We start from the raw sequence: 21,514 nt of genomic DNA, 5'->3' as shown, positions 1-21,514 counted from the left end.
TTTACAAAATCTAACACAAGGAGACCAAAGAAATGAATTCTTTTAAAAAAGCATGCTCATCATTAGCACTTATAAGTGTACTTTCAGCTACTGCAGTCAGTGCTTTTGCAGGTAATCAAAATGTTTTTCCATATAATAACCCTGCATTAATGAATACGTTAAGTAAATATCAAATAAACCCAGCTAAAGTTAAAGAAGTTAGTTTGGGTGAGCCAACTATCTTGAATCAAAGTCAATTAGACAAAATTATGAAACAAGAACAAATTTTTTTCACCTCTAGCAAAAATCTTAAAAATATAGGTTGTGTTGGAGCATATGTTAGTCCTGAGTATGGTAATACATGGGTGATAGTTAATAAATGTAGCAAGCCAATCAGTTTCGATATTGTTTTGAGATATAACGGTGATTATACTGCATCATTTAGCCAAAAATGCGCCCCAGCACATGCGTTATATACAACAGGGTATTTGTATAGTTGGCAATTATTATCAATGACAGATGGTGAACCTCAATGTTAGGAAAGCTTTTCCACTATCTTTACATGGGATTTTTATATTTATTTCTGTGCACCGCTGCATATTCATCTGAATACAAAGAAAATGATTTAAGCTTTGATATTAAAATCAATGATTATGAGCCAGTTTTACTAAAGCCTGTAAATGATCAAGCAGCTCGCCATGACTATGAAAACTTTAAGTTATATATCTTAAAACCTATTGCTTTAAAAAATAATTACCAATATGGATATGATAAAATTAAACCATTCCTAAACAAACAAAATACAGAAATGTCTTATTTAATATTTATCTTATCTAAAAGCAATGATGCATGCTATGTTTTTCAATATTCAACCAAATATACGCTTTTAAATGATGAAGTTACGGGCAATAATATTGTACATATTCAGCTTGAAATAAAAAATAATAATATAAACAATATAACTAAGTATAATAATGAACACTCATCTAATTTGATAAGATTAAATTTTGATGGCCAGTATCAACTATGCTCCACAATCATTAATAAGCATCAAGCACAGTAAATATAACTCATAAACTATATACACCTAGAACCATCCTTCATAGTAGGCTAAAAGGTTAGGAAATTACAAAACAGGGAAAATTGGAGGGCTCTGTAGGAAACCCCTATAAAAGTATGGTAGATTTAATTTAACATAATATATATTATGCGAAGCTATATAATCATAGTAAAACAACTGCCTCATAATAAGCTTCATGCATTTATGCTTGTGATCATCTTGTTAATTCAACCAAAGTAACTATCATCTTTTATTATGCAAACTGACCTTATTATTTAATCATCATGGATAAATCCAAGACGCTGATAGCGCTTTTACTTTGTACGCCAATATTTGGTATTGGTATTGATCTTTACACACCTTCATTGCCACATATGAGTGCCTATTTTAATAGCACGGCAGCAGCAACTAAATTAAGCATTAGTTTATTTATGCTCGGTGCATTTATTGGCATGATTGTTTTTGGCACGATTGCTGATGCTTTGGGACGGCGCAAAATTGTCTTGTGGAGTTTGGCACTTAATATGGTATTTAATATTGCTATTGCATTATCACCGTCAATGTCATGGGTTATTATTTTCCGTTTTATCACGGGCATTTGCGCGGGCAGCGTGTCATCGATGAATCGTGCGCAAGCCACCGATATCTTTAGCGCGCAAGAGATGAAAAAAGTCTCTTCATCAATGACGATTGCTTGGGGGCTTGGACCGATTTTGGCACCCTTTATTGGCGGCTTGTTGCAGGAGTATATTTCATGGAAAGCAAGCTTTGTGTTTCTTGCATTTTATTCCTTTATTCTTATGGCGTTTGTTTATCGTTATGTGCCTGAAACACATGTACACAAGCACAAATTAAGTCTATCTAAAGTGTTTGCTAATTATAAGCTCGTCCTAAGCTGTCAGCAGTTTTTAGGGGCTATTTTACAAAGTGGCGTGCTGTATATGCTGCTGCTTTATTTTGGGATTATTGGCAGCTTTTATATTCAAGAAATATTATATTATTCTGCCGCAATCTTTGGTTATATCTCGTTATTTATTGGTATCGCTTATTTTGCCGGAACAATCGTCAGACGCCTATTAAGCTTTGTTGATGATAAAATTCTAATGAATATCTCATTTGCCATTTTGCTTATAAGTAATGTTGTATTCCTTATTATGAGTTTTGCCTTTAGCCAAAGCCTTAGCATATTACTTATTAATATATTTATTGCCTGCTTTCTTACCGGTATTTTATATCCTATTTACTTGAGTAAGACCTTAAGTTTATTTCCGCAATTAGGCGGTACTGCAGGTGCCATTACCGGTGCTGCAGTGATGTTGATTATTAGTGTAATGACGTCCATTGCCAGTCTTTTTCACATCCATACGCTAACAGAGTTTGTTGTGCTTTATCTTGTGACGGTTGTTATTGTTGTCATTATTCAAATGCTAACAACTACAAAAAAGTCTTAAAATTGGCACGAGCGCCCTGCTTTTTGTTATTTTAATTCAACCTGATGCTTGTTAGCCCAGCGCTGCAGGTGCTATTGAGTTTAATGTAAATAGTTATTTACGATATATTCGATATATTACATTTTATATTTTGATTTTAAATACGTAAGCTTTTGTGCGATCTTACTTTCAAGCCCCCTATCCGTTGGGTAGTAATATTGGTGAGTTACACCTTCCGGTAAATAGCGCTGATTAACATACGCATCTGGAAAGTCATGTGGGTATTTATAGCTTTGCCCTGCTACCTCTCCTGCGGGTTTCACATTACGCAAATGCATTGGTACGCTGACATCTGAATGATTTTTTAAATCGCTAAAAACATTCTTATATGCCATGTATGATGCGTTACTCTTAGGCGCTGAAGCGAGGTAAATTGCTGCCTGAATTAGTGGCAAGCGCCCTTCTGGTAATCCTAAACGTTCATACGACTGCCATGCATCTAAGGCAATATTAAGCGCGCGTGGGTCAGCATTACCAATATCTTCTGAAGCAATACAAAGCATACGTCTTGCGATCACCAAAGGATCAGCGCCACTTTCAATCATATTAGCAAGCCAGAAAATCGCAGCATCTGGATCAGAGCCGCGCACTGACTTATGAAATGCCGATAATTGATCGTAGAAATAATCACCTTGCTTATCAAGCTTATGCGCGTTTTCACCCAGCGCAATATTTAGCAATTCATCATTTAATTCAACTGCTTTTTGTTCATTGGTATCTGCCATTAAAAAGAGCATTTCAAGGACATTAAGCGCTTGTCGGCAATCGCCTTTAGCATAATGATATATTTTCTCAATAACCGTATCGGGTAATGTGAGCTCATGCGCTGATAGTGTCTCATCATAGATAAGCACATATTGCAAAAGCTCACTAATATCTTCAAGAGACAACGGTTTTAAACGCAATACAGTTAAGCGCGATAATAGCGCATTGTTAACGGAAAAAAATGGATTCTCCGTAGTCGCACCAATTAAGATTAAATCACCACTTTCAACATGAGGTAATAATGCATCTTGTTGTGATTTATTAAAGCGATGAATCTCATCTAAAAATAAAATAGTTGCCTGCTTATGCTCAGCAAAATGCATTTTTGCCGATTCCACAGCAAGCTTAATGTCTTTAACACCGGCACTAACTGCCGATAGCTCTATAAAGTGATAGGAAAGCTCATGGGCCAAGACTTTGGCCAAAGTGGTTTTACCAACACCAGGATCGCCATAGAAGATCATTGATACGATATGAGACTTATCAAGCATCCGTGTTAGTATCTTTTGCTCACCTAATAAATGTCGTTGCCCGACATAGTCTTTGATGTTTTTAGGGCGCATTCGATAGGCTAAGGGCGCTTGAACATAAGACATAGCTAATCCTTATTATTTTGATAATTATTGACGATTTCGTATAACATTCCTTCACGCAATGCACCATCTGATTTCAACATGTTTTTAATCGATAAACGATTAAACAGCGCATAGAGCACGCAAAATCCACCCGCCAGAATGTTTTCGCGATCTGCTCTTAGACCATTAAAGTGAATATTAGCAACCACCTTCTTTTGTAATAACTCAGCAGCCAAATTCTCTAAAACCTCACGTGTGATACTGCCATCTGACCAGTTATTTGCTAAGGCCAAATCCGCAATGGAGCGAATAGTGCCAGAGGATCCCAGAACGACTTCCCAGCCCTTTTGAATGTATTCTGTGGCAATTGGTTCAATCAAAGTATTTGCATATATAATCGCTTGACTCATATTGGATAAGCTTAATAAACCGTCATTAAAGAATTGATTTTGCATGCTGACACAACCCATTTCAAGACTGACTAAAGCTTTTAGATTCTGCCCCTTACCAATGACCAATTCTGTTGAACCACCACCAATATCAATAATTAAAGCTTGTTTCTTTTTGGCTTGTGTTACAGATGAAGCGCCTACATAGACAAGACGCGCTTCTTCTTCACCCGAGATAACTTCAATTTTTGTTTTTAAGATATGTTGAGCTTCTGTTAAAAAGTCCTGAATATTGTCCTGTGCCTTACGTAGAGTATATGTGCCAACGACTTTGACTTCATCTACCTGATAATGATCAATGGACAAAGCAAAATTTTGCAAACATTCCAAAGCACGTGTTTTGGCTTCATCAGTAAGTCCCATGTCATCAGTAAGCCCCGCTCTTAGCTGTACTTTACTTTTACCGCGATAAAGCTCTTTGATATCACCTTCGGTTGTCACCTCGGAAATCAACATATGAAAACTATTAGAACCCAAATCGATTGTCGCTACTTTTTTACTCGACATAATGTATTATTTTTCCTAACTTTTGCTATCCATTGGCATCATAGCATAGCAACAAGTAATGCCAAAGGCATTCACTTTTATCTTCCACTAAATTTATATAAACTTTTCAATTTTTTTCTTGAAATCCTAATTTTACCCCCTATTTATCAACTCGTGATACGCCAAACGGGTATTGCAAAAAACCTTTGAAACATATGACTATGATTTCAAAACATCAAAATAAACTTGCTAAATTAGGAGTAAAATTATGAATACATTAGATGCACTTGTTAGAAATGCTATTGGCTTTGATCGCTTATTTGCATTGGCTGAAACAGGTAAACCAACGAGCTACCCTCCTTACAATATCGAAGTTTTAGGTGAGCATGATTACTTAATCAGTATGGCTATTGCAGGCTTTAAAGAATCTGAAATTGATATCGTTGTTCATCAAGGTAAGTTAACTGTCACCGGCAACAAAAATGAAGACAGCAAAGAACGTAAATTTATTCATCGAGGTATCGCTGAGCGTTCATTTACACACACTTTTGAACTTGCTGATCATATTGAGGTTAAAGATGCGCAATTTGAAAATGGTATTTTAAATATTGCTTTACTTAAAGAGATTCCTGAAGCAATGCAGCCTAAGAAGATCAAAATAAATTCAAATGCTCAAAATACACAAAGTGCTAAAACGCTTGAAACAATCGACTAACTAAGCACTAATTGAGTTAATAAATCCCATGCTTGCTCTTTATATTGGCAAGCTGCTTCTTGCGGATCTCCTGCACCATAAATACCTCGTCCAACAATAATAATATCTGATTTCTTGTGGCTGATAACATATTCAGGCGTATTGTAATTTTGCCCTAAATTATCACCCGCGGAGGCAAAATTCACCCCAGGTGTCATCGTCACTAAATCATTATCTTGACTTAGTTTTTCTTGGGCGATAAAGCCCATTATAAAGTCTTTATTGTTTTCGGCTTCAACAACCGTTTGTTGTGTATAGTCATCACTAAATAGATTGCCCTTACTACTCATTTGTGCCAAAAGTAGCAAACCAATATCACGCCCTTTACACCCTTCTTTTAATCCATCAATAATGCCAACCCCAGGTAAAAGATGGGCATTAATAATATCCGCCCATTCAGCAATATGATAAATCCCGTCACGCACTTGGTGACAAACCGTATTACCAATATCAGCAAACTTACGATCTTCAAAGATAAGAAAGTCTGTCTCATCAGCGATTTGGCGTAATTCTCGTGCCAATTGTGGTTTAAAGTCAGAGACGATATCAATATGTGTTTTCAATATAGCAATATGATCTGCTGTTTTCTCAACAAGCTTCAAAAGTGATTTGCTATCGGTGACATCAGCTGATAATGCCAAATTAGTTTTTTTGTTTTGTACAATTTTGTGTAATTTTTGTGTGACTGGATGCGATGATTGAGCATAAGGAAGTAGCATGATTCAAACCTAACTGTATACGTGATTTGAGCGCAAACTATAACATAGGTGCCCTTTGGCGTCTATGAAGGGCATTGATTATTTTAGTGATTTTAATTATTTAATCGACTGCATCAAATAACGAATGATTTGATCATCGGCATCAACGGTTGGTGATTGATAACTTACAGGAATAAGCTTAGGCGCTATTAAATACCCTTCATTAGCAATTTTATGCAAGCTATCAAGGTATTTAAGACTGGTTTTGCCGGTAAATAACAGATTAATATCCATCCTTTGATGTGCATCAATAATTTCGCGCAAACCGCTAAGATATAGGAAATCTTTGCTAAAGCCGCCACCACGATAAACGCGTGCCACCAAACGAAAACAAGCATGCGATTCAAGACCACTGATAGAGCGCAAGTAATGATAAGTTTTAGAAAACTGCATATGCTTAATCATATGTTCAACAGCAATAACACGAAGTGCTAATTCATGCAGACGCTTAATCGTGAGGTTTCCAGATAAATACTCACTAAAGATCGCCAAGCCTTCTTGTGTATGCGTATTATTTGGCAAGCCTAAACGCAATAATGACAAAGGTTGAGCTTCAGCGTTAATGGTTGTTAATGCATGCACACCGACCTCATGATGAATCAGCGCTTGTAGCTCTTTATGATTGAACTTAGCATTTTTGTTAATCACAACTTCTTTTTTGCCATTATCAACCATTGCTTTGGCAATAATCTGATCGGAAAGCTTGATTTTGAAGTCGATTTGATAACTCTGAATGACTTCCTCAAAAGCATTGATAATCTCATCACCTTCATAGTTTGTCTTGCATGGCTTAGTGATATCAGGTGCATGTAGTAAAAAATTGGCATTAGCAATATCACGGTTACTTGGCTCACCATAAATACGCAAACTATTATAGAAAAATTCATCTTTGCCAACACTTGTTAAAAGATCGACATCTAATGCAATCGAGTCGATCACCTCACAATATAATTGTCTTAACGCAGGAGACTCAACATCATGCAAAGGTAAATGATAAAGCTTCTCTCTAAACTCAAACGGATTGATTTTTAACTGGCGATAATGAAATTTTGGCTCGTAATCACCACGTTTTTGGAAAAATTTCTTCTTCTCGGTGTGAAAATTAATCGGATTAACATAATTAAGCACATCGATCTTACGTGATAATTGAAAAAGTCGTTTATCAAAAGAAAGTAATCCTTTGTCAAGCATGCCCTTATTTTTTTGGCGTGCCTGACGAGGGGTTTTACTAAATCCTTCCATAGTTTTATATATCGCGCTTTGCAAGCCTTGAGCAATGGCTTCAATGACTAAAGGATAATTCTCGCCACTTAATTCATCCATATAAATTTTTTTGACCTCTAAAGGGATGAGTAAGGTGTTTTTAAACTGTGTATGAATAAACTCAGCCTGATAAGCGCGTCCATAAAATACCAAATCATGCTCAACGGTCGTTTCAATATTGGGAATATCCATTTCAGTTAACAGTGCTAGACTGAATTTTCTAAGCGTGTTATGCCATTTACGTTTATTGATAAAATGTGTACCAATGTTAAACACCGGTGTGACTTTATCTGTAATACGTTGATAATTATAACTGTGTACATCGATAATACAGCATTTTTGATGTGTGGTTTCAATTGCAGTCACCAGCGCTGAAAGCACCTCATAATAACTTGCATGCTTAGCGATTAAACTATTTCTTAATTTATTAGTAAGTGGCGTGTGCCACACAGCTTTACCCCAAGCAGTATCATAAATACATGAATCTAGTGCGCGATTTAGATCATACGCATAACGCGAATCATGTGCAATTAATGTGATGGGCAGTCCGGTAATAAAATGATCAGTAAATGGATCTTCTTCAAAATAGCGCTCAGTTTCCGTCAGTTGACAATGGGATTTAAGCGCACTTTCAAAGTTGCTGCCTGCATGAATGGCCGTAGCAATAAATGGTGTGTACTCCCGAATGGAAATACTAAACCCACCATGATCAACCGTTGCCTCAAAGCATTCGTTGGTATTTACTTTGTCAATAATTTCATTGGTCGTTAGCGTTAGCATCATCAATCACCTTGGTTAATAACTTCTTATGTTTGATCAAATTTTTGCGTGTGACTACAATATTTTCCAAGAAATCGATGACTTTTTCTTGTAGTTTGACTTTGTTTAACATATTTATCCGTGAGATACCACCTGGGCTTTGGACATTAACCTCAATCAACTTGCCATTGATAACGTCAATCCCAACAAAATAAAGTCCATCTTCTACCAATTTAGGACCAATAAATTTACATAGCGCTTTTTCTTGTTTGCTTAAGCTATGCTTTTGCACATGCCCACCTGCGTGCACGTTTGAGCGAATATCATCTTTAGCAGGTACGCGTTTCATCGCACCAATTGGCTCGCCGTTGAGCATCAAAATCCGTACATCACCCTCTTCAGCACCATTAACATACTCTTGCAAAATAACATAATTGCCTTTGGAGTTTTTATCCCCTATATAAAAATCAAGCAGCGATTTGAAATTAGAAGACGCTTTTTTCTCAACCACGATCACACCTTCTCCACCAAAACCATTTAGTGGTTTAAGTATCATCTTCTCTCCTGCTTCTTCTTCAAGAACACGCTGTAAATATTCACGGTTTTTTGAAGCATGAGTCACGGGAATAAACAGATTTTCATGATCATTAAAGCCTGCGGTATACAGCTTATTATTAGCGATTCTAAGCCCATTTAAGCTATTCATAATAAAGGTATCTGAATGAATTGAATCAAGGAAGTTTAATGCTAAATTATCCAACGGTGGATTATCACGCATAAAAATCACATCGAAACCTGACAATGGCAATTGGCAACGTTTAAACTTAGCATTATTGTAAAAGGATACAAAACTTGAGCTTACCTTTGTCTCTTTGGTGAAAACATCTGCATAAGCCTGTGCAACACTATCACGAATCGTAAGATTACTAGGTGTTGCAATCGCAACCGTATGCCCTCTTTTAACACATTCGTGAATCAAACGCAGTGTTGAATCCATCTTTGGTTCAACACGCTCCCAAGGGTACATAATAAAGCATATTCTCATGTGTTTTTCCTATTTTCTTATGCCAATTTGGCAATCCATGCGCATCTTAATCACAAATAAGTGTAGTGTAAAATAAAAAATATGTCGCGCATGAAGAAGGATATTTGATGGAAATATGATTCCATTGGAGAAATTGAGTTGTTATTCGCTTTCAGCTGGTAGGTTTTTATCAACACTATGGGCGACAGTGCATCCTGCAACCACCGCAGTAAAAGCCGTTGCTAACCAAAATATATAAAAACTTTCAAACACATAGGACAACACCAAAGCGGCAATGCCAATAATCCATAAAATTAATTTCATTTTAAGAGCTCCTTAGTCTTCTTAATATAACTCATGTGAGCGTTGTTCTACTTCTTGCGCTGTCATTTTAGTATCTCTACCCCACATTTTTTTGTAAACAAAGGTTGTGTAGATAAAAATGATTGGCAGCATAATCACTGCCACAATTAATATGCCAATCAGTGAAATCAATGAACTACTTGAATTCCAAAGCACCATACTTTGCATAGGTTCAATACTTGATGGCATGATAAATGGAAATAAGCTAAAGCCTAGTGTAAACACCGCACCAAAGCATGCGATAACACTACCCACAAATGCAAGTAGTGGATTTGATTTCTTAGCAAAGCTTAATACCATTATTGCGCCAACAAAGCCTAATACAGGCGCGATTAGCATCCAGATATGATTGCCATAATTACTCCACCAACCACCTTGTGTCACGGTCACAATGCCACCTGTTAATGGGTGATTGATCGCTTGTGAGTATGTACTTAAATCACTCGCTAGCTGCCAGTGAAAGCCAGGAATAAAGATAAGCCAAATACCACCGATGGCAAATAGGATGATAAAAAGCCATGCACTTATTTTTTGGATCTTAACAAAACGATCTAATAGCACGCCACTGGTGCGCATTGCGCAATATGACGCGCCATGCATAATCGACATAATCACGGCAAAAATACCAATTAATAACGCAAATGGTCTTAGCAAGCCAATGAGTGAGATAAAGGCAGGTTCTTGCACCAATGCTTTGGTCTCACCATAGTAAAAACGTAAGCTATGTGGATCAAACTGAAATGGTAAACCTAAGAATAAATTACCAATAGCGACACCAATGATCAAGATAGGAATCAAGCTACCTAAGCACAGCATCCAATCCCAGAAACCTGCCCATTTGGTGTTTTCAATTTTATGACGATATTCAAAGGCAACAGGACGTAAAAACAAGCCCCAAAGCACAACCAAAACACCTAAATACATGCCTGAGAATGATCCGGCATAGACACGTGGCCAAATTGCAAACAATCCAGCGCCGGCGGTGATTAACCAGACCTGATTACCATCCCATGTCGGTGCAACTATATTGATAATGGCACGTTTTTCATTATCATTTTTACCAACAAAACGCGCCAAGATGCCCGCACCAAAGTCAAAGCACATCGTTGCAGCTGTCAAGAACATGATAAGACCAACCGCGAGCCAGCTTAATAACTGAATAACACTATATAAATCCATCATTATTGCTTCTCCTTCGTAGTTGCCGGTGCTTTATTAAGGACTTTGCTTGGTCCCAAGCGCGCAAACTTAAACATCAAATACATTTCAACAGCGAACAATAAAGCATAGAACAAGCAGAATATTACTAATGTGAATAAAATATCCCAACCATTAATCATCGATGAACTTACGGTTGTTGGCAACATATCATACACTGTCCATGGTTGGCGTCCGTGTTCTGTGACAATCCAACCGCATAAGCAAGCAATCCACGGTAATGGAATCATATAAAGCATCGTTCGTAAAACCCAACGCTTCTGCCATAAAGTTTTTCTAAAGAGTAAGATCAAGCCGCCAATCATGACAAGGAACATAAATACACCAATGCCAACCATTATTCTAAATGTCCAGAATATGGTTGAAACATTTGGCACTGTATCTAAGGCTGCTGCACGAATCTGCTGAGAAGTCGCTTGAGTCAATGGCTCACCGACTGGCAAATAACGTAATAGCAACATGCCATAACCTAGATCTTGATGGTATTCATTATAAGTAGCGTAGTCACTTTTTGCAGCCGAACCATCGCGCATTTTCATCATTGCTTCATATGCCTTGGCACCGTTGGCAATGCGTGTCGTAACTGCAGGAATTTCTTTACCTGTCATGACATCAGTATAGCCATCAAAGAGTATGGTATTAACACCATAAATCTTCTGATCGAAGGAATGTGTGGCTAATAAACCTAATAGATGAGGAATTTGAATTGAGAAGTCATTCTTGCGCTCAGACTGATTAGGAAATGCTATGACATTAAAGTTAGCCGGAGGTGCTTGTGTACCCCACTCCGCTTCAATCGCAGCAAGCTTCATTGGCTGATATTTATATGCCAAAATACCCTGTTCATCGCCCATTACCATCACCATTAGTGAAGCGATTAAACCAAAGCCTAAGCCAACTCCCATCGAGCGTTTAGCAAAGGCAACATCACTTTTATTTTTCTTGCGTAGCAAGTAAAAAGCACTGATACCAATGACAAACACAGATGATGTTACATAACCGGCAATTACCGTATGTGCAAAGCCAATTTGCGCAATCGGGTTAATGAATAAATCCCACAAATGTGTTGTTTCCATACGCATTGTCTGCCAGACAAACTCACCACCAGCGGGTACTTGCATAAAGCCATTTGCAACTAGAATTAAAAGTGCAGATAGATTTGAACCAATTGCCAAACAGAATGTCACACATAGATGCTGTTTCTTAGAGAGCTTGTTCCAACCTAAGAAAAACATACCGACAAAGGTTGACTCAAGCATAAAGGCGACCAAGCCTTCAATCGCTAATGGTGTTCCAAAAATATCACCAACAAATTGTGAGTAATATGCCCAGTTTAAACCGAATGAAAACTCCATCGTTAAACCCGAGAGAACACCTACCGCAAAGTTAATTCCAAGGAGTTTTCCCCAGAACTTGGTCATGTCTTTATAGACTTGTTTGCCAGTGATGACATACATAAGCTCCATCGTGAAAATAATCCACGTAAGCCCCAGTGTCAATGGTACAAAAATAAAGTGAAAGCAGGCAACAAAGGCAAACTGCCAACGTGCAAGCTCCACTGATAATAAACTTGGTATCATTTATACTACCCTTCATATGATTGAACATCGTTATCAACACTTTGTAAATATCAAAGCATCTCAGTGCCATTGTAGTTTGAGTTATCACCGAGCTAAACTATCAAAGATAAAACAATGAATTAAGCTTGCTGTTTGTTGACATAGATCAAGTTTTTGGCACAATGCCTGATATCTCTTATAGAATAGTTGAAGCAAATTCATGGTGGTACATCAAGCCCATAAATTAACCGGTCGCCCTAAAACCTGTCATTTTTGTGATTGCCGTGATTTATGTAGTGCACTTAACATCAATCCATTTGATGATGACAAAACATTAACTAAAGTGAAATCCATTGCGGTTAATGTCAAAAAAGGCGATGCGTTATATACAATCAATCGCAATCTAACTGCCTTTTATAGTGTGCGTGCTGGTAGCTTTAAACTGGTGAATGCTAATGAACATATTGTTGATTTTTGCCTACAAGGTGATGCCTTTGGATTTGATGGCATTGAATCAAGTCTACATCAACTAAACGCTATTGCTTTAGAGGATAGTACCGTTTGTGGCTTTGATTATCATAGTTTTGTGCAAGCGATTTCAAATGACACACTATCTAATTTAGATTTTTTGCAATTAATGAGTAAGAAATTTAATGCTGCTATTCATCTTGTTGACGCGACTTATGAGGCACATATTAAGTTAGCACAGTTTATTTATCGTTTAAGTACGCATCAAAAACGCTGTGGTTACTCCAACATGTCATTTACTTTACCGATGAAGCATTTAGAAATTGCCAATCATCTCAACCTAAGTATTGAAACAGTTTCACGTGCCTTTAAAACATTGGCTAAAGATGGTGTCGTTCAAGCTAAGCACAAAGATATTACCATACTCGATATAGTAAAACTCAAAGCGCTAGTGTCTTAAGCTAATCCCTCAATAACTTTCCATTTAATTCAAAAGAGACAAATTGTCGCAACCAACACTCTATGCTACACTACGCGTCATTATGCATCGTTAGCTAGAGTGTTTTTTTATGTCTAAAGATATTCAAACCGTCAAAGTGTCCAGTGGACAAAGAATCTGTTGCCCTATTCCTGAACATGCTTCTTGGAATCAACATCCACGCGTATATATAGACCTACATGATCAAAACGAAGGTGTCTGCCCCTACTGCAGCACACGCTTTGTTGTCGTTGGTGACGATCAAACTGTCTCTGATGCGTAAATATCTTATTATCGCACCCAGTTGGGTTGGTGACATGGTGATGTCGCAATCACTTTATCGCTTTCTCAAATCACAAGATCCCAATTGTATTATTGATATTGCAGCCCCAAAACATTGTTGTGAGCTCGCGCAATTTATGCCTGAAATTAATCAAGATTTTGAGCTTGAATTTAAGCATGGTCAATTTGGCTTTAATGCACGCAAACAAAAAGCCCTTGAATTTAAAGGCAAAGGTTATACCGATGCAATCGTCTTACCCAATTCATGGAAATCAGCATTGATTCCTTTTTTTGCGCGCATTAAAAAGCGCACAGGCTGGCATGGCGAAATGCGTTTTGTGTTGTTAAATGATCGCCGTAAACTCAATAAAGCAAAATACCCCTTAATGATTGAGCGTTTTTGCGCATTAGGCATTGCTAAAAAAGAGCACTTACCTGCAAAACTGCCCTACCCTAAGTTTAATGTTGATCGTCACTTAGTCGAAACGACACTAGCTAAGTATCGTTTAACCAAAGATAAGCCGATTATCGCGCTGTGTCCAGGTGCTGAATTTGGTCCTGCCAAAAAATGGCCAAGTGCGTATTATACAGAACTTGCGCAATATCTGTTGGATCAAAATTATCAAGTGCTTTTGTTAGGTGGCACTAAAGATCAGCAAACCACATCAGATATTAGTAAAGGCTGCAATCATCATGCACATTTATTTAACTTAGCCGGAAAAACGACTCTACCAGAAGCGGTTTATTTATTGGCAAGTTGCCAACGGGTTATAAGTAACGATTCAGGATTAATGCATATCGCTTGCGCGCTTAATATCCCAACACTTGTTATTTATGGTTCGACTTCTGATAAGTTCACACCACCGTTAAATACATTGGCAAAAAGTGTTTATCTTGATGATCTTGAATGTCGTCCTTGTTTCAAACGTGAATGCCCATTAGGACATATGGATTGCATGAATAAGCTGCTACCACAAAGGATTATTGCTGAGCTTGAGAAATTGCCACTAAGCTTGCCAACATCATATTCACATAATCCGGATTACTAGGCACTCCTTCGACTTTATTCATTGCTGCTTTAAATGCTTTTGAGCTAATCGCTAGTGAGCAGCGCTTAAGCGACGGTAATGCATCTTTAATCGCAGGATAAAGTGATTTATCAACACTACTTATCGTCGCTCTTAATTTCGTTAGATCTAAATCTTTATGATCAAAGCTTTTAGGGTCAACAAGCCATTTATCTAGCCAATACTGTTCAATAAATTTTGACATATCCATTTGTAACTGGCTAAACATTAAGGTTGGATAAAGTGGCAAATTTTCTTTGTTGGCAATTGCTTGAACGTTTTGTAACACCTGTATCTCACGCGCTGGTGCGTAAATACTTGCCTTATCTGAGTATTTATCAGCAGCAACTAATTGCATAACTTCAGCGCGCTTAGCAATTAAATTAAACGCATTGGTGAGTTTGCTGCTATCACAATCAGACGCCTGTGACACGCCGGTTAATACTACTGCCATAAAACATACCTTTGTTACTTTATTGATTATTTTTAACATTATTTCCTTCTCATCATAAAACCGTAAAAGCAATGATATTAAGCTATATCGTATCTTTACTTTCAATGCTTTTATGCAAAAAAGCATTAATTTATCCAAGTTTTTGCCATTTCATGCGCCACTTCGCGTGTTAATTTAGGAACAAGATAGCCTGAGGTTAGTGATTTGAGCTTGGTATGTATTTTTTTGGCGGTTGACTCATCAATATCAAAATGTGCCGCCCCTTTGACTTTATCAAGCACATGCAAATAATATGGCATAACACCTGCAGCAAAAAGTGCCTCAGATAAAGCTTTTAGTATATGTGCATTATCATTGACGCCTTTAAGTAAGGTTGATTGATTAAGCAAAGTAAACTGAGACTGATTCTTAAGTGCTGCCAAAGCGACTGTAACATCATCATTAATCTCATTGGCATGATTGGCATGAATGACCATGATTTTTTGTAATCTCGTTTCTTTAAACACATTGATTAACTCATCGGTGATTCGCTCGGGCAATACTACCGGAATTCGTGTGTGAATACGCAGACGTTTGATATGCGAAATATCCTCAATTTGTGCCAAAAACCATGCCAACAGCACATCATTATGCATGAGTGGATCACCACCAGAGAAAATCACCTCATCAAGCGCTGTGTTTTTACGAATATACTCAAAAGTGTCAAGCCACAATGCTTTTGATTGTGTTTGCGCTTGATAATCATACTCCCGACGAAAACAATAGCGACAATGCACGGCACAAGCTGGATGAAGGATTAATAACGCACGATTTTTATATTTATGCAAAAGACCTTTTGCCGGATTGAAATCTGCTTCTTGTAACGGGTCAGCAACATAGTCATTGACTGAGTCAAGCTCTTTTACTGAAGGCAAGACTTGCAATAATAATGGATCATTTATATCACCCTTTTGCATGCGCGACGCAAAGCCTTTAGGGATACGCATCGGAAATGTTTTAAGTGCTGGAATATCATAAGACGCAGGATCAATTTCCAAAAATTGTGCCAAGTCCTGCCAATGTGCAAAACCTGTTGCCAATGCATTTTTCCAATCTGCACTTTTGCTATGCGCTTTACCCTGTTGCGTGGCGTGTTTTTCGTGTATCATGTTCGACGTTTTGAAATAAAGTAGCGCTAATATACTAAAGAGGAAAAAGATGGCAAGTTTTAGTACAAGTGAATTTAAAAATGGTTTGAAGCTTTTACTGGATGGCAACCCGATGGTTATCGTTGAAAATGAATTTGTGAAGCCTGGTAAGGGTCAAGCATTTAATCGTGTCAAGTTGCGTAATCTAAAAAATGGACGTGTGATTGAAAAGACATTTAAATCAGGCGAATCCGTTGATGCCGCAGATGTCCTAGAGGTAGCAGCAAGCTACTCATACTTTGATGGCGAGTTTTATGTTTTCATGCATGATGAAACATTTGAGCAGTACAATGTGACTGAAACAGCATTAGCTGATAGCAAGAAATGGATCAAAGAGCAGGATCAATGTTCTATCACTTTGTTTAACGGTGAGCCAATTAGTGTTACCCCGCCAAATTTTGTGCAGCTAAAGATTGTTGAGACAGATCCAGGTTTAAAAGGTGACACAGCGGGTACTGGTGGCAAACCAGCGACACTTGAAACAGGCGCTGTGGTTAAAGTGCCTTTATTTGTTCAAATCGATGAAGTGATCAAAGTCGATACGCGTACAGGTGATTACGTTTCACGCGCTAAGGACTAAGGTTGTGAGCGACGTGGCACAAACAAAAAGTAATCTTATCTGGCTTGATCTTGAGATGACTGGTCTTGAGATCGACACGTGTCATATTATTGAAATCGCTGCGATTGTTACTGATCCAGATTTGAATATCTTGGCTGAATCGCCTGCCATTGCCATTCATCAAAATGAAGATGTATTAAAAAGCATGAATTCATGGTGTATTAAAACGCATGGTGAATCAGGACTAACCGAACGTGTCAGACAAAGCAACATCGGTTTAAATGAAGCTGAGCAAATGATTCTTGAGTTTATTAAACCATATGTTAAAAAAGGTCAATCACCCTTGTGTGGTAACTCGGTTTGGCAAGATCGCAAATTTTTAGCGAAATATATGCCAACCTTAGAGGACTATTTCCACTATCGCTTGCTTGATGTAAGTTCCTTTAAGATTGCTGCTTCATTCTGGAAACCTTCAATTTTGCAACAATTTGACAAACAAAGCACGCATTTGGCTTTAGATGATATTAAAGAGTCCATTGATGAGATGAAGTTTTATCAGGCAAACTTATTAAATCTAGATATAACTTAGATTCCCTAGCAAAACAGTTGGCTGAGAGAAGTCGAAGCCATTTGATCTTAATGCTAATTCAGTTAATATACTTCCACTTTTGGACGTAGCATATCAAATCATAAGCTAGCGATTGCCTACGACATATTGCGTTGTTAACACAACTTTTTCTTTGAGATATAAACTAAGATCAAAAACATCATTGAGTTTAACCTCACCAACACCTTCAGGTGTGCCTGTCATGACAATATCGTGATCATTCAAGCTGAAATATGTCTGGATATATTGAACTAAAAACTCTGGTTTATGCAACATATGCTCATATACACCATGCTGTTTTATACATCCATTGATCATTAATGTAAATGACAAATCAGCTAAATCATTGATGTTTTCTAAGGGAATAAATGCACTAAAAACCGCAGCGCCATCAAATGATTTGGCCTTTTCCCATGGTAGCCCTTTTTGTTTAAGCTTGCTTTGAAGATTGCGATCGGTTAGATCAAGCCCTAAACCAACACCTACTATTTTTTGTGACTCTATCAGTAGACATAACTCTGTTTCATAGTGCAGTGTACGCACCGAGTCAATCGCTAAAGCCTCACTGATCGCTGAGTTAGGTTTTATAAAAAGCACAGGCTCTTCAGGCGTCTCATTATTAAGCTCTTTGATGTGATCTAAATAATTGCGCCCAACACATACGATTTTTGAAGGACAAATACTTTCACCATTAAAAACAATGCTTTGCATATGAACACTACTACTCTAATTTAGATAAAGCAAGGCTAACAGTTTTTAAATTCTCTGTAATGACTAATATAAGCAAAATCATAAAATTAACCGATTGAACATTTGCTTGAAATACAAATTTTTCTTATGATAGCCGCCGCTTTAAACCGATTAATGGAAACTATAATAAATATGTTTAATAAAAGTCTTATGACCAATCTTATCGCACTTATCATCAGTATTGTAGGCGTGCTATTTGCCAATGCCCAGCTTAAAGCGGTTGGTTTCTATGCCCTTTCTGGCGCTATCACCAATTGGCTAGCGATAGTGATGCTTTTTGACAAAATCCCCTTTGCCTATGGCTCAGGCGTTATTCCACGACAATTTGAGGGTTTTAAACGTGCCATTAAAAATATGTTGTTAAAGCAGTTCTTCAAAACTGAATATCTTGAGCGCTTTTTATTAAGTACTTTTGCTGATGAGAAAAACAGCTTTAAAAATACTATTGCCAAAAAGGTTGATTATGATTTGCTATTTGACCGTTTTGTTGAGGCGATCATGGAAAGCCAGTTCGGTAGTATGATTGAGTCATTTCTAGGTGGAAAAGATGCGATTGAGCCAATGCGTGATTCTTTTAAAGCCAAGATGGAAAAATCGATCATGGCAATGCTAAGTAACGCTGATGGCAATGGTGAGTTTAAGTTTGATCAATTAAATGCACACCATATTGCTGAAAAACTTGAATCCATGATTGATGCGCGTTTAGAAGAGCTTACACCAAAGATGGTCAAGAATATTATTCAAGAGATGATTAGAAAGCACCTTGGCTGGTTGGTCGTTTGGGGTGGCGTTTTTGGTGCTATTATTGGACTTGTTGCCAGTTTTTTTAATTAGCATGCTCCTGACATAATTGCTCGGCAATACCGATATAGTTCGCCGGTGTCATCGCTTTTAAATTCTCTTTCACCTCATGTGGCAAAGCAAGTCCATCGATGAAAACGGATAAATCATTCAGTGAAATACGTTTGCCACGTGTTAGCTCTTTGAGCTTTTCATATGGTTTTTCAATACCATAACGACGCATCACCGTTTGCACGGCCTCACCCAAGACTTCGACGTTATTTTTGAGATCATCTAAAATTGGCTCGCGATTAAGCTCAAGTTTTTTCATGCCCTTTAGCATCGCCTGATAAGCAATCAAACTATACGCCAAACCAACACCGATATTTCGTAGCACCGTAGAATCCGTCAGATCGCGCTGCCAACGTGAAATCGGTAATTTAGCAGATAAATGATTCATTAACGCATTAGCAAGACCTAGATTGCCCTCAGCATTTTCAAAATCAATTGGATTGACCTTGTGTGGCATAGTTGAAGAACCAATTTCACCCGCAATCGTTTTTTGTTTGAAGTAATTTAGAGAAATATAACCCCAAATATCACGGTTAAAGTCGATACAAATGGTATTAATACGACACAAGCAGTCAAAGCATTCAGCGACATAGTCATGTGGCTCGATCTGTGTGGTTAATGGGTTATAGCTTAACCCTAAGCTCTTAACAAAGGACTTAGCCAGTTTCTGCCAATCAATATCAGGATATGCTGCAACATGCGCATTGAAATTACCGACCGCACCATTGATTTTACCCAAATACTCAATTTGCGCTAATTGCTTGGTTTGACGTGATAAACGATAAACGACATTAATGAGCTCTTTGCCAAGCGTTGTCGGTGACGCGGGTTGCCCATGAGTGCGCGATAACATCGGTTGATCAGCAAAATCTCTTGCTAATTTTTGAATAAAGTCTTGAACGTGTTGAACCTCTGCTAACACTACCTTCTCAATCGCATTTTTTAGCATTAAGGCGTAAGAAAGATTATTAATATCCTCAGAGGTGCAGGCAAAATGAATAAATTCGCTGATATTGGCAAGCTCGGCATTTGCTGCAATTTTATCTTTTATAAAGTACTCAACGGCTTTGACATCGTGATTAGTTGTTTTTTCAATCTCTTTAACCGCGAGCGCATCCTTTTCACTGAAGTTATCTATAATTCCATCTAAGACATTTAAAGCATCTGTTGATAGCTTTGGCACTTCATTAATTTCAGGGGTATTGGCAAGATGCTTTAGCCATTTGATTTCAACTAAGGTGCGGTAATAAATAAGACCATATTCACTTAAAAAGGGACGTAAACTCGCTGCTTTATCAGCATAACGACCATCAACAGGTGACAAACACAATACGGAATCCATAAAGTTAAGACTCAACATTCAAAAACAAAGGTAGCCAGATTGTAACAAAAACTATTTGGCACCCTCAAACGCTATTTATAGATTTCTATTATTTTTATACTTTTCAGCACCACGCAAGCTTCACTTTGCTTTACTTTGGGCATTAAATCCGCTATTTTCCTTAGCATTGTGACTAGCCTTTTGTGTTGATTTTATGGCTTATTATATTTATGAAGAGTTTGAAGTGATTCGCGTATTTGGCGCAGACTGTGTGAAGTTCTTGCAAGGTCAATTAACCAATGATGTGACACTGCTTAATGCTGATAACCCGATACAGCTAAACGCGCTATGCAATCAAAAGGGACGTATTATCGCCCTATTCTTTATGCGTTTTGTTGCTGAGAATGATTTACTATTAGCGTTACCCAGAGACTTGGCTGATCAAGCATTACAAGCGCTTAGAAAATATGCTGTATTTTCTAAGATTAGCTTTGAGGCTTCTGATCAGTATCAATTAACATATAGCCAAAATGATGACGAAAAAGGCTTTTTGCTGCAACACGCTATTGTTGATGTTTCTCAACAGCTTGTTAGCTCATTAAATGTTGACGAAGTGCAAAAAGAAAATATTTGCCAACAATTACCGATGATTGATATTCATAATAGCGAATCCTTTCTGCCTGCAGAGCTTAATCTTGATCGCTTGGATGTCATTAGCTATCAAAAGGGTTGCTTTATGGGGCAAGAAATTATTGCGCGCATGAAATATCGCGGTAATTTAAAGAAATTCTTGTTAAGCATTGAAACGGACAAGGCATTGTCCATTGCCGAAAAACTGCAAAACGTTGACGGAAAAAATATCGCTGATATTGTTAATCAAGTGAATATAGATGATAAGAGCTTTGTGCTTGCTGTTTTTAATCACGCCATTGAAAACACACCGATTATTTTACAAGGCGATATCCATGCCAAAATTATTGCTTAAGC

22 protein-coding genes are annotated in these 21,514 nt (G+C 37.6%); 10 read left to right on the top strand and 12 right to left on the bottom strand.

The features are described 5' to 3' along the window. Positions 1 to 32 precede the first annotated feature (32 nt). The 3 genes from NYP54_RS01285 to NYP54_RS01275 all read left to right on the top strand — a co-directional run bounded on the left by NYP54_RS01285 (position 33) and on the right by NYP54_RS01275 (position 2,490). Positions 33 to 518, top strand: a complete 486-nt coding sequence (locus NYP54_RS01285; protein WP_283156818.1) for a hypothetical protein — start codon at positions 33 to 35, stop codon at positions 516 to 518. After that, entirely contained in the window at positions 512 to 1,042 is a 531-nt protein-coding gene (locus NYP54_RS01280) for a hypothetical protein (RefSeq protein ID WP_283156817.1), read from the top strand. Before NYP54_RS01285 ends, NYP54_RS01280 begins: the two co-directional genes overlap by 7 nt. A gap of 281 nt (positions 1,043 to 1,323) precedes the next feature. After that, positions 1,324 to 2,490, top strand: coding sequence for an MFS transporter (locus NYP54_RS01275; protein WP_283156816.1), 1,167 nt, complete (start codon positions 1,324 to 1,326; stop codon positions 2,488 to 2,490). 116 nt (positions 2,491 to 2,606) lie between these two features. Here NYP54_RS01275 and NYP54_RS01270 read toward each other — a convergent pair whose 3' ends face one another. Then, a complete protein-coding gene (locus NYP54_RS01270) occupies positions 2,607 to 3,890 on the bottom strand; it encodes a replication-associated recombination protein A (RefSeq protein WP_283156815.1) in 1,284 nt (427 codons plus the stop codon). Between the two features lie 2 nt (positions 3,891 to 3,892). Then, positions 3,893 to 4,825, bottom strand: a complete 933-nt coding sequence (locus tag NYP54_RS01265) for a Ppx/GppA family phosphatase (RefSeq protein ID WP_117001291.1) — start codon at positions 4,823 to 4,825, stop codon at positions 3,893 to 3,895. Positions 4,826 to 5,072: 247 nt separating this feature from the next. On the opposite strand from NYP54_RS01265, the gene NYP54_RS01260 reads away from it, so the two are divergent. Beyond that, on the top strand, positions 5,073 to 5,519 hold the full coding sequence (locus NYP54_RS01260) for an Hsp20 family protein (protein ID WP_283156814.1): 447 nt from the start codon (positions 5,073 to 5,075) through the stop codon (positions 5,517 to 5,519). Here NYP54_RS01260 and pyrF read toward each other — a convergent pair. The 6 genes from pyrF to NYP54_RS01230 all read right to left on the bottom strand — a co-directional run bounded on the left by pyrF (position 5,516) and on the right by NYP54_RS01230 (position 12,523). Then, positions 5,516 to 6,277, bottom strand: a complete 762-nt coding sequence (pyrF, locus tag NYP54_RS01255; protein WP_283156813.1) for an orotidine-5'-phosphate decarboxylase — start codon at positions 6,275 to 6,277, stop codon at positions 5,516 to 5,518. The two genes, NYP54_RS01260 and pyrF, sit on opposite strands and share 4 nt — an antisense overlap. 96 nt (positions 6,278 to 6,373) lie before the next feature. Beyond that, positions 6,374 to 8,362, bottom strand: a complete 1,989-nt coding sequence (locus NYP54_RS01250; protein WP_283156812.1) for a flavohemoglobin expression-modulating QEGLA motif protein — start codon at positions 8,360 to 8,362, stop codon at positions 6,374 to 6,376. Further along, positions 8,337 to 9,383 carry a glutathione synthase gene (gshB, locus tag NYP54_RS01245; protein ID WP_283156811.1) on the bottom strand — a complete coding sequence of 349 codons (1,047 nt, stop codon included), beginning with the start codon at positions 9,381 to 9,383 and terminating at the stop codon, positions 8,337 to 8,339. The genes NYP54_RS01250 and gshB overlap by 26 nt, the downstream gene beginning before the upstream one ends. A 141-nt stretch (positions 9,384 to 9,524) precedes the next feature. Beyond that, positions 9,525 to 9,686: a hypothetical protein gene (locus NYP54_RS01240; protein WP_157968156.1), complete on the bottom strand. Its 162-nt coding sequence runs from the start codon at positions 9,684 to 9,686 to the stop codon at positions 9,525 to 9,527. 21 nt (positions 9,687 to 9,707) lie between these two features. Then, positions 9,708 to 10,907 carry a cytochrome d ubiquinol oxidase subunit II gene (gene cydB, locus NYP54_RS01235; protein WP_283156810.1) on the bottom strand — a complete coding sequence of 400 codons (1,200 nt, stop codon included), beginning with the start codon at positions 10,905 to 10,907 and terminating at the stop codon, positions 9,708 to 9,710. Beyond that, positions 10,907 to 12,523 (bottom strand): cytochrome ubiquinol oxidase subunit I, encoded by a 1,617-nt coding sequence (locus tag NYP54_RS01230; protein ID WP_283156809.1) that lies wholly within the window; start codon positions 12,521 to 12,523, stop codon positions 10,907 to 10,909. Before NYP54_RS01230 ends, cydB begins: the two co-directional genes overlap by 1 nt. Positions 12,524 to 12,722: 199 nt before the next feature. Here NYP54_RS01230 and NYP54_RS01225 point away from each other — a divergent pair, with 199 nt between their 5' ends. Next, positions 12,723 to 13,430 (top strand): helix-turn-helix domain-containing protein, encoded by a 708-nt coding sequence (locus tag NYP54_RS01225; protein WP_283156808.1) that lies wholly within the window; start codon positions 12,723 to 12,725, stop codon positions 13,428 to 13,430. Between the two features lie 218 nt (positions 13,431 to 13,648). Then, positions 13,649 to 14,779: a lipopolysaccharide heptosyltransferase II gene (gene waaF, locus NYP54_RS01215; RefSeq protein ID WP_283156806.1), complete on the top strand. Its 1,131-nt coding sequence runs from the start codon at positions 13,649 to 13,651 to the stop codon at positions 14,777 to 14,779. Here the strand turns inward: waaF and NYP54_RS01210 are convergent. After that, a complete protein-coding gene (locus NYP54_RS01210; protein ID WP_283156805.1) occupies positions 14,712 to 15,251 on the bottom strand; it encodes a chorismate mutase in 540 nt (179 codons plus the stop codon). The two genes, waaF and NYP54_RS01210, sit on opposite strands and share 68 nt — an antisense overlap. A gap of 125 nt (positions 15,252 to 15,376) precedes the next feature. Further along, positions 15,377 to 16,399 (bottom strand): EF-P beta-lysylation protein EpmB, encoded by a 1,023-nt coding sequence (gene epmB / locus NYP54_RS01205; RefSeq protein ID WP_283156804.1) that lies wholly within the window; start codon positions 16,397 to 16,399, stop codon positions 15,377 to 15,379. 49 nt (positions 16,400 to 16,448) lie between these two features. Between epmB and efp the strand changes: the two genes are divergently transcribed. After that, complete coding sequence (gene efp, locus NYP54_RS01200) at positions 16,449 to 17,018, top strand: elongation factor P (RefSeq protein WP_117001280.1); 570 nt, start codon at positions 16,449 to 16,451, stop codon at positions 17,016 to 17,018. A gap of 13 nt (positions 17,019 to 17,031) precedes the next feature. Then, a complete protein-coding gene (gene orn / locus NYP54_RS01195; RefSeq protein ID WP_283156803.1) occupies positions 17,032 to 17,586 on the top strand; it encodes an oligoribonuclease in 555 nt (184 codons plus the stop codon). Between the two features lie 105 nt (positions 17,587 to 17,691). On the opposite strand, the gene NYP54_RS01190 is transcribed toward orn, so the two are convergent. Next, on the bottom strand, positions 17,692 to 18,315 hold the full coding sequence (locus NYP54_RS01190; protein ID WP_283156802.1) for a fumarylacetoacetate hydrolase family protein: 624 nt from the start codon (positions 18,313 to 18,315) through the stop codon (positions 17,692 to 17,694). Between the two features lie 171 nt (positions 18,316 to 18,486). Here NYP54_RS01190 and NYP54_RS01185 point away from each other — a divergent pair, with 171 nt between their 5' ends. Beyond that, positions 18,487 to 19,188, top strand: a complete 702-nt coding sequence (locus tag NYP54_RS01185; RefSeq protein WP_283156801.1) for a DUF445 family protein — start codon at positions 18,487 to 18,489, stop codon at positions 19,186 to 19,188. Here NYP54_RS01185 and purB read toward each other — a convergent pair. Then, positions 19,181 to 20,548 carry an adenylosuccinate lyase gene (gene purB, locus NYP54_RS01180; protein WP_283156800.1) on the bottom strand — a complete coding sequence of 456 codons (1,368 nt, stop codon included), beginning with the start codon at positions 20,546 to 20,548 and terminating at the stop codon, positions 19,181 to 19,183. The two genes, NYP54_RS01185 and purB, sit on opposite strands and share 8 nt — an antisense overlap. A gap of 193 nt (positions 20,549 to 20,741) precedes the next feature. Here purB and NYP54_RS01175 point away from each other — a divergent pair, with 193 nt between their 5' ends. Continuing rightward, positions 20,742 to 21,512, top strand: a complete 771-nt coding sequence (locus NYP54_RS01175; protein WP_283156799.1) for an amino acid transporter — start codon at positions 20,742 to 20,744, stop codon at positions 21,510 to 21,512. Positions 21,513 to 21,514: the final 2 nt, after the last annotated feature.

It is taken from the genome of Cysteiniphilum sp. QT6929 (assembly GCF_030035755.1).
Classification (GTDB): domain Bacteria; phylum Pseudomonadota; class Gammaproteobacteria; order Francisellales; family Francisellaceae; genus Caedibacter; species Caedibacter litoralis.
The sequence above is the reverse complement of the archived record's forward strand: the minus strand, read 5'-3'. Positions and strand labels throughout refer to the sequence as shown.

Coding starts and splice junctions, on each gene's coding strand:
- NYP54_RS01225 (WP_283156808.1), top strand. CDS start 12,723: ATGGTGGTACATCAAGCCCATAAATTAACCGGTCGCCCTAAAACCTGT.
- NYP54_RS01190 (WP_283156802.1), bottom strand. CDS start 18,315: ATGCAAAGCATTGTTTTTAATGGTGAAAGTATTTGTCCTTCAAAAATC.
- pyrF (WP_283156813.1), bottom strand. CDS start 6,277: ATGCTACTTCCTTATGCTCAATCATCGCATCCAGTCACACAAAAATTA.
- cydB (WP_283156810.1), bottom strand. CDS start 10,907: ATGATGGATTTATATAGTGTTATTCAGTTATTAAGCTGGCTCGCGGTT.
- NYP54_RS01240 (WP_157968156.1), bottom strand. CDS start 9,686: ATGAAATTAATTTTATGGATTATTGGCATTGCCGCTTTGGTGTTGTCC.
- NYP54_RS01270 (WP_283156815.1), bottom strand. CDS start 3,890: ATGTCTTATGTTCAAGCGCCCTTAGCCTATCGAATGCGCCCTAAAAAC.
- NYP54_RS01230 (WP_283156809.1), bottom strand. CDS start 12,523: ATGATACCAAGTTTATTATCAGTGGAGCTTGCACGTTGGCAGTTTGCC.
- gshB (WP_283156811.1), bottom strand. CDS start 9,383: ATGAGAATATGCTTTATTATGTACCCTTGGGAGCGTGTTGAACCAAAG.
- purB (WP_283156800.1), bottom strand. CDS start 20,548: ATGGATTCCGTATTGTGTTTGTCACCTGTTGATGGTCGTTATGCTGAT.
- efp (WP_117001280.1), top strand. CDS start 16,449: ATGGCAAGTTTTAGTACAAGTGAATTTAAAAATGGTTTGAAGCTTTTA.
- NYP54_RS01175 (WP_283156799.1), top strand. CDS start 20,742: ATGGCTTATTATATTTATGAAGAGTTTGAAGTGATTCGCGTATTTGGC.
- NYP54_RS01260 (WP_283156814.1), top strand. CDS start 5,073: ATGAATACATTAGATGCACTTGTTAGAAATGCTATTGGCTTTGATCGC.
- NYP54_RS01285 (WP_283156818.1), top strand. CDS start 33: ATGAATTCTTTTAAAAAAGCATGCTCATCATTAGCACTTATAAGTGTA.
- NYP54_RS01275 (WP_283156816.1), top strand. CDS start 1,324: ATGGATAAATCCAAGACGCTGATAGCGCTTTTACTTTGTACGCCAATA.
- NYP54_RS01250 (WP_283156812.1), bottom strand. CDS start 8,362: ATGATGCTAACGCTAACGACCAATGAAATTATTGACAAAGTAAATACC.
- epmB (WP_283156804.1), bottom strand. CDS start 16,399: ATGATACACGAAAAACACGCCACGCAACAGGGTAAAGCGCATAGCAAA.
- NYP54_RS01265 (WP_117001291.1), bottom strand. CDS start 4,825: ATGTCGAGTAAAAAAGTAGCGACAATCGATTTGGGTTCTAATAGTTTT.
- NYP54_RS01185 (WP_283156801.1), top strand. CDS start 18,487: ATGTTTAATAAAAGTCTTATGACCAATCTTATCGCACTTATCATCAGT.
- waaF (WP_283156806.1), top strand. CDS start 13,649: ATGATCAAAACGAAGGTGTCTGCCCCTACTGCAGCACACGCTTTGTTG.
- NYP54_RS01210 (WP_283156805.1), bottom strand. CDS start 15,251: ATGGCAGTAGTATTAACCGGCGTGTCACAGGCGTCTGATTGTGATAGC.
- NYP54_RS01280 (WP_283156817.1), top strand. CDS start 512: ATGTTAGGAAAGCTTTTCCACTATCTTTACATGGGATTTTTATATTTA.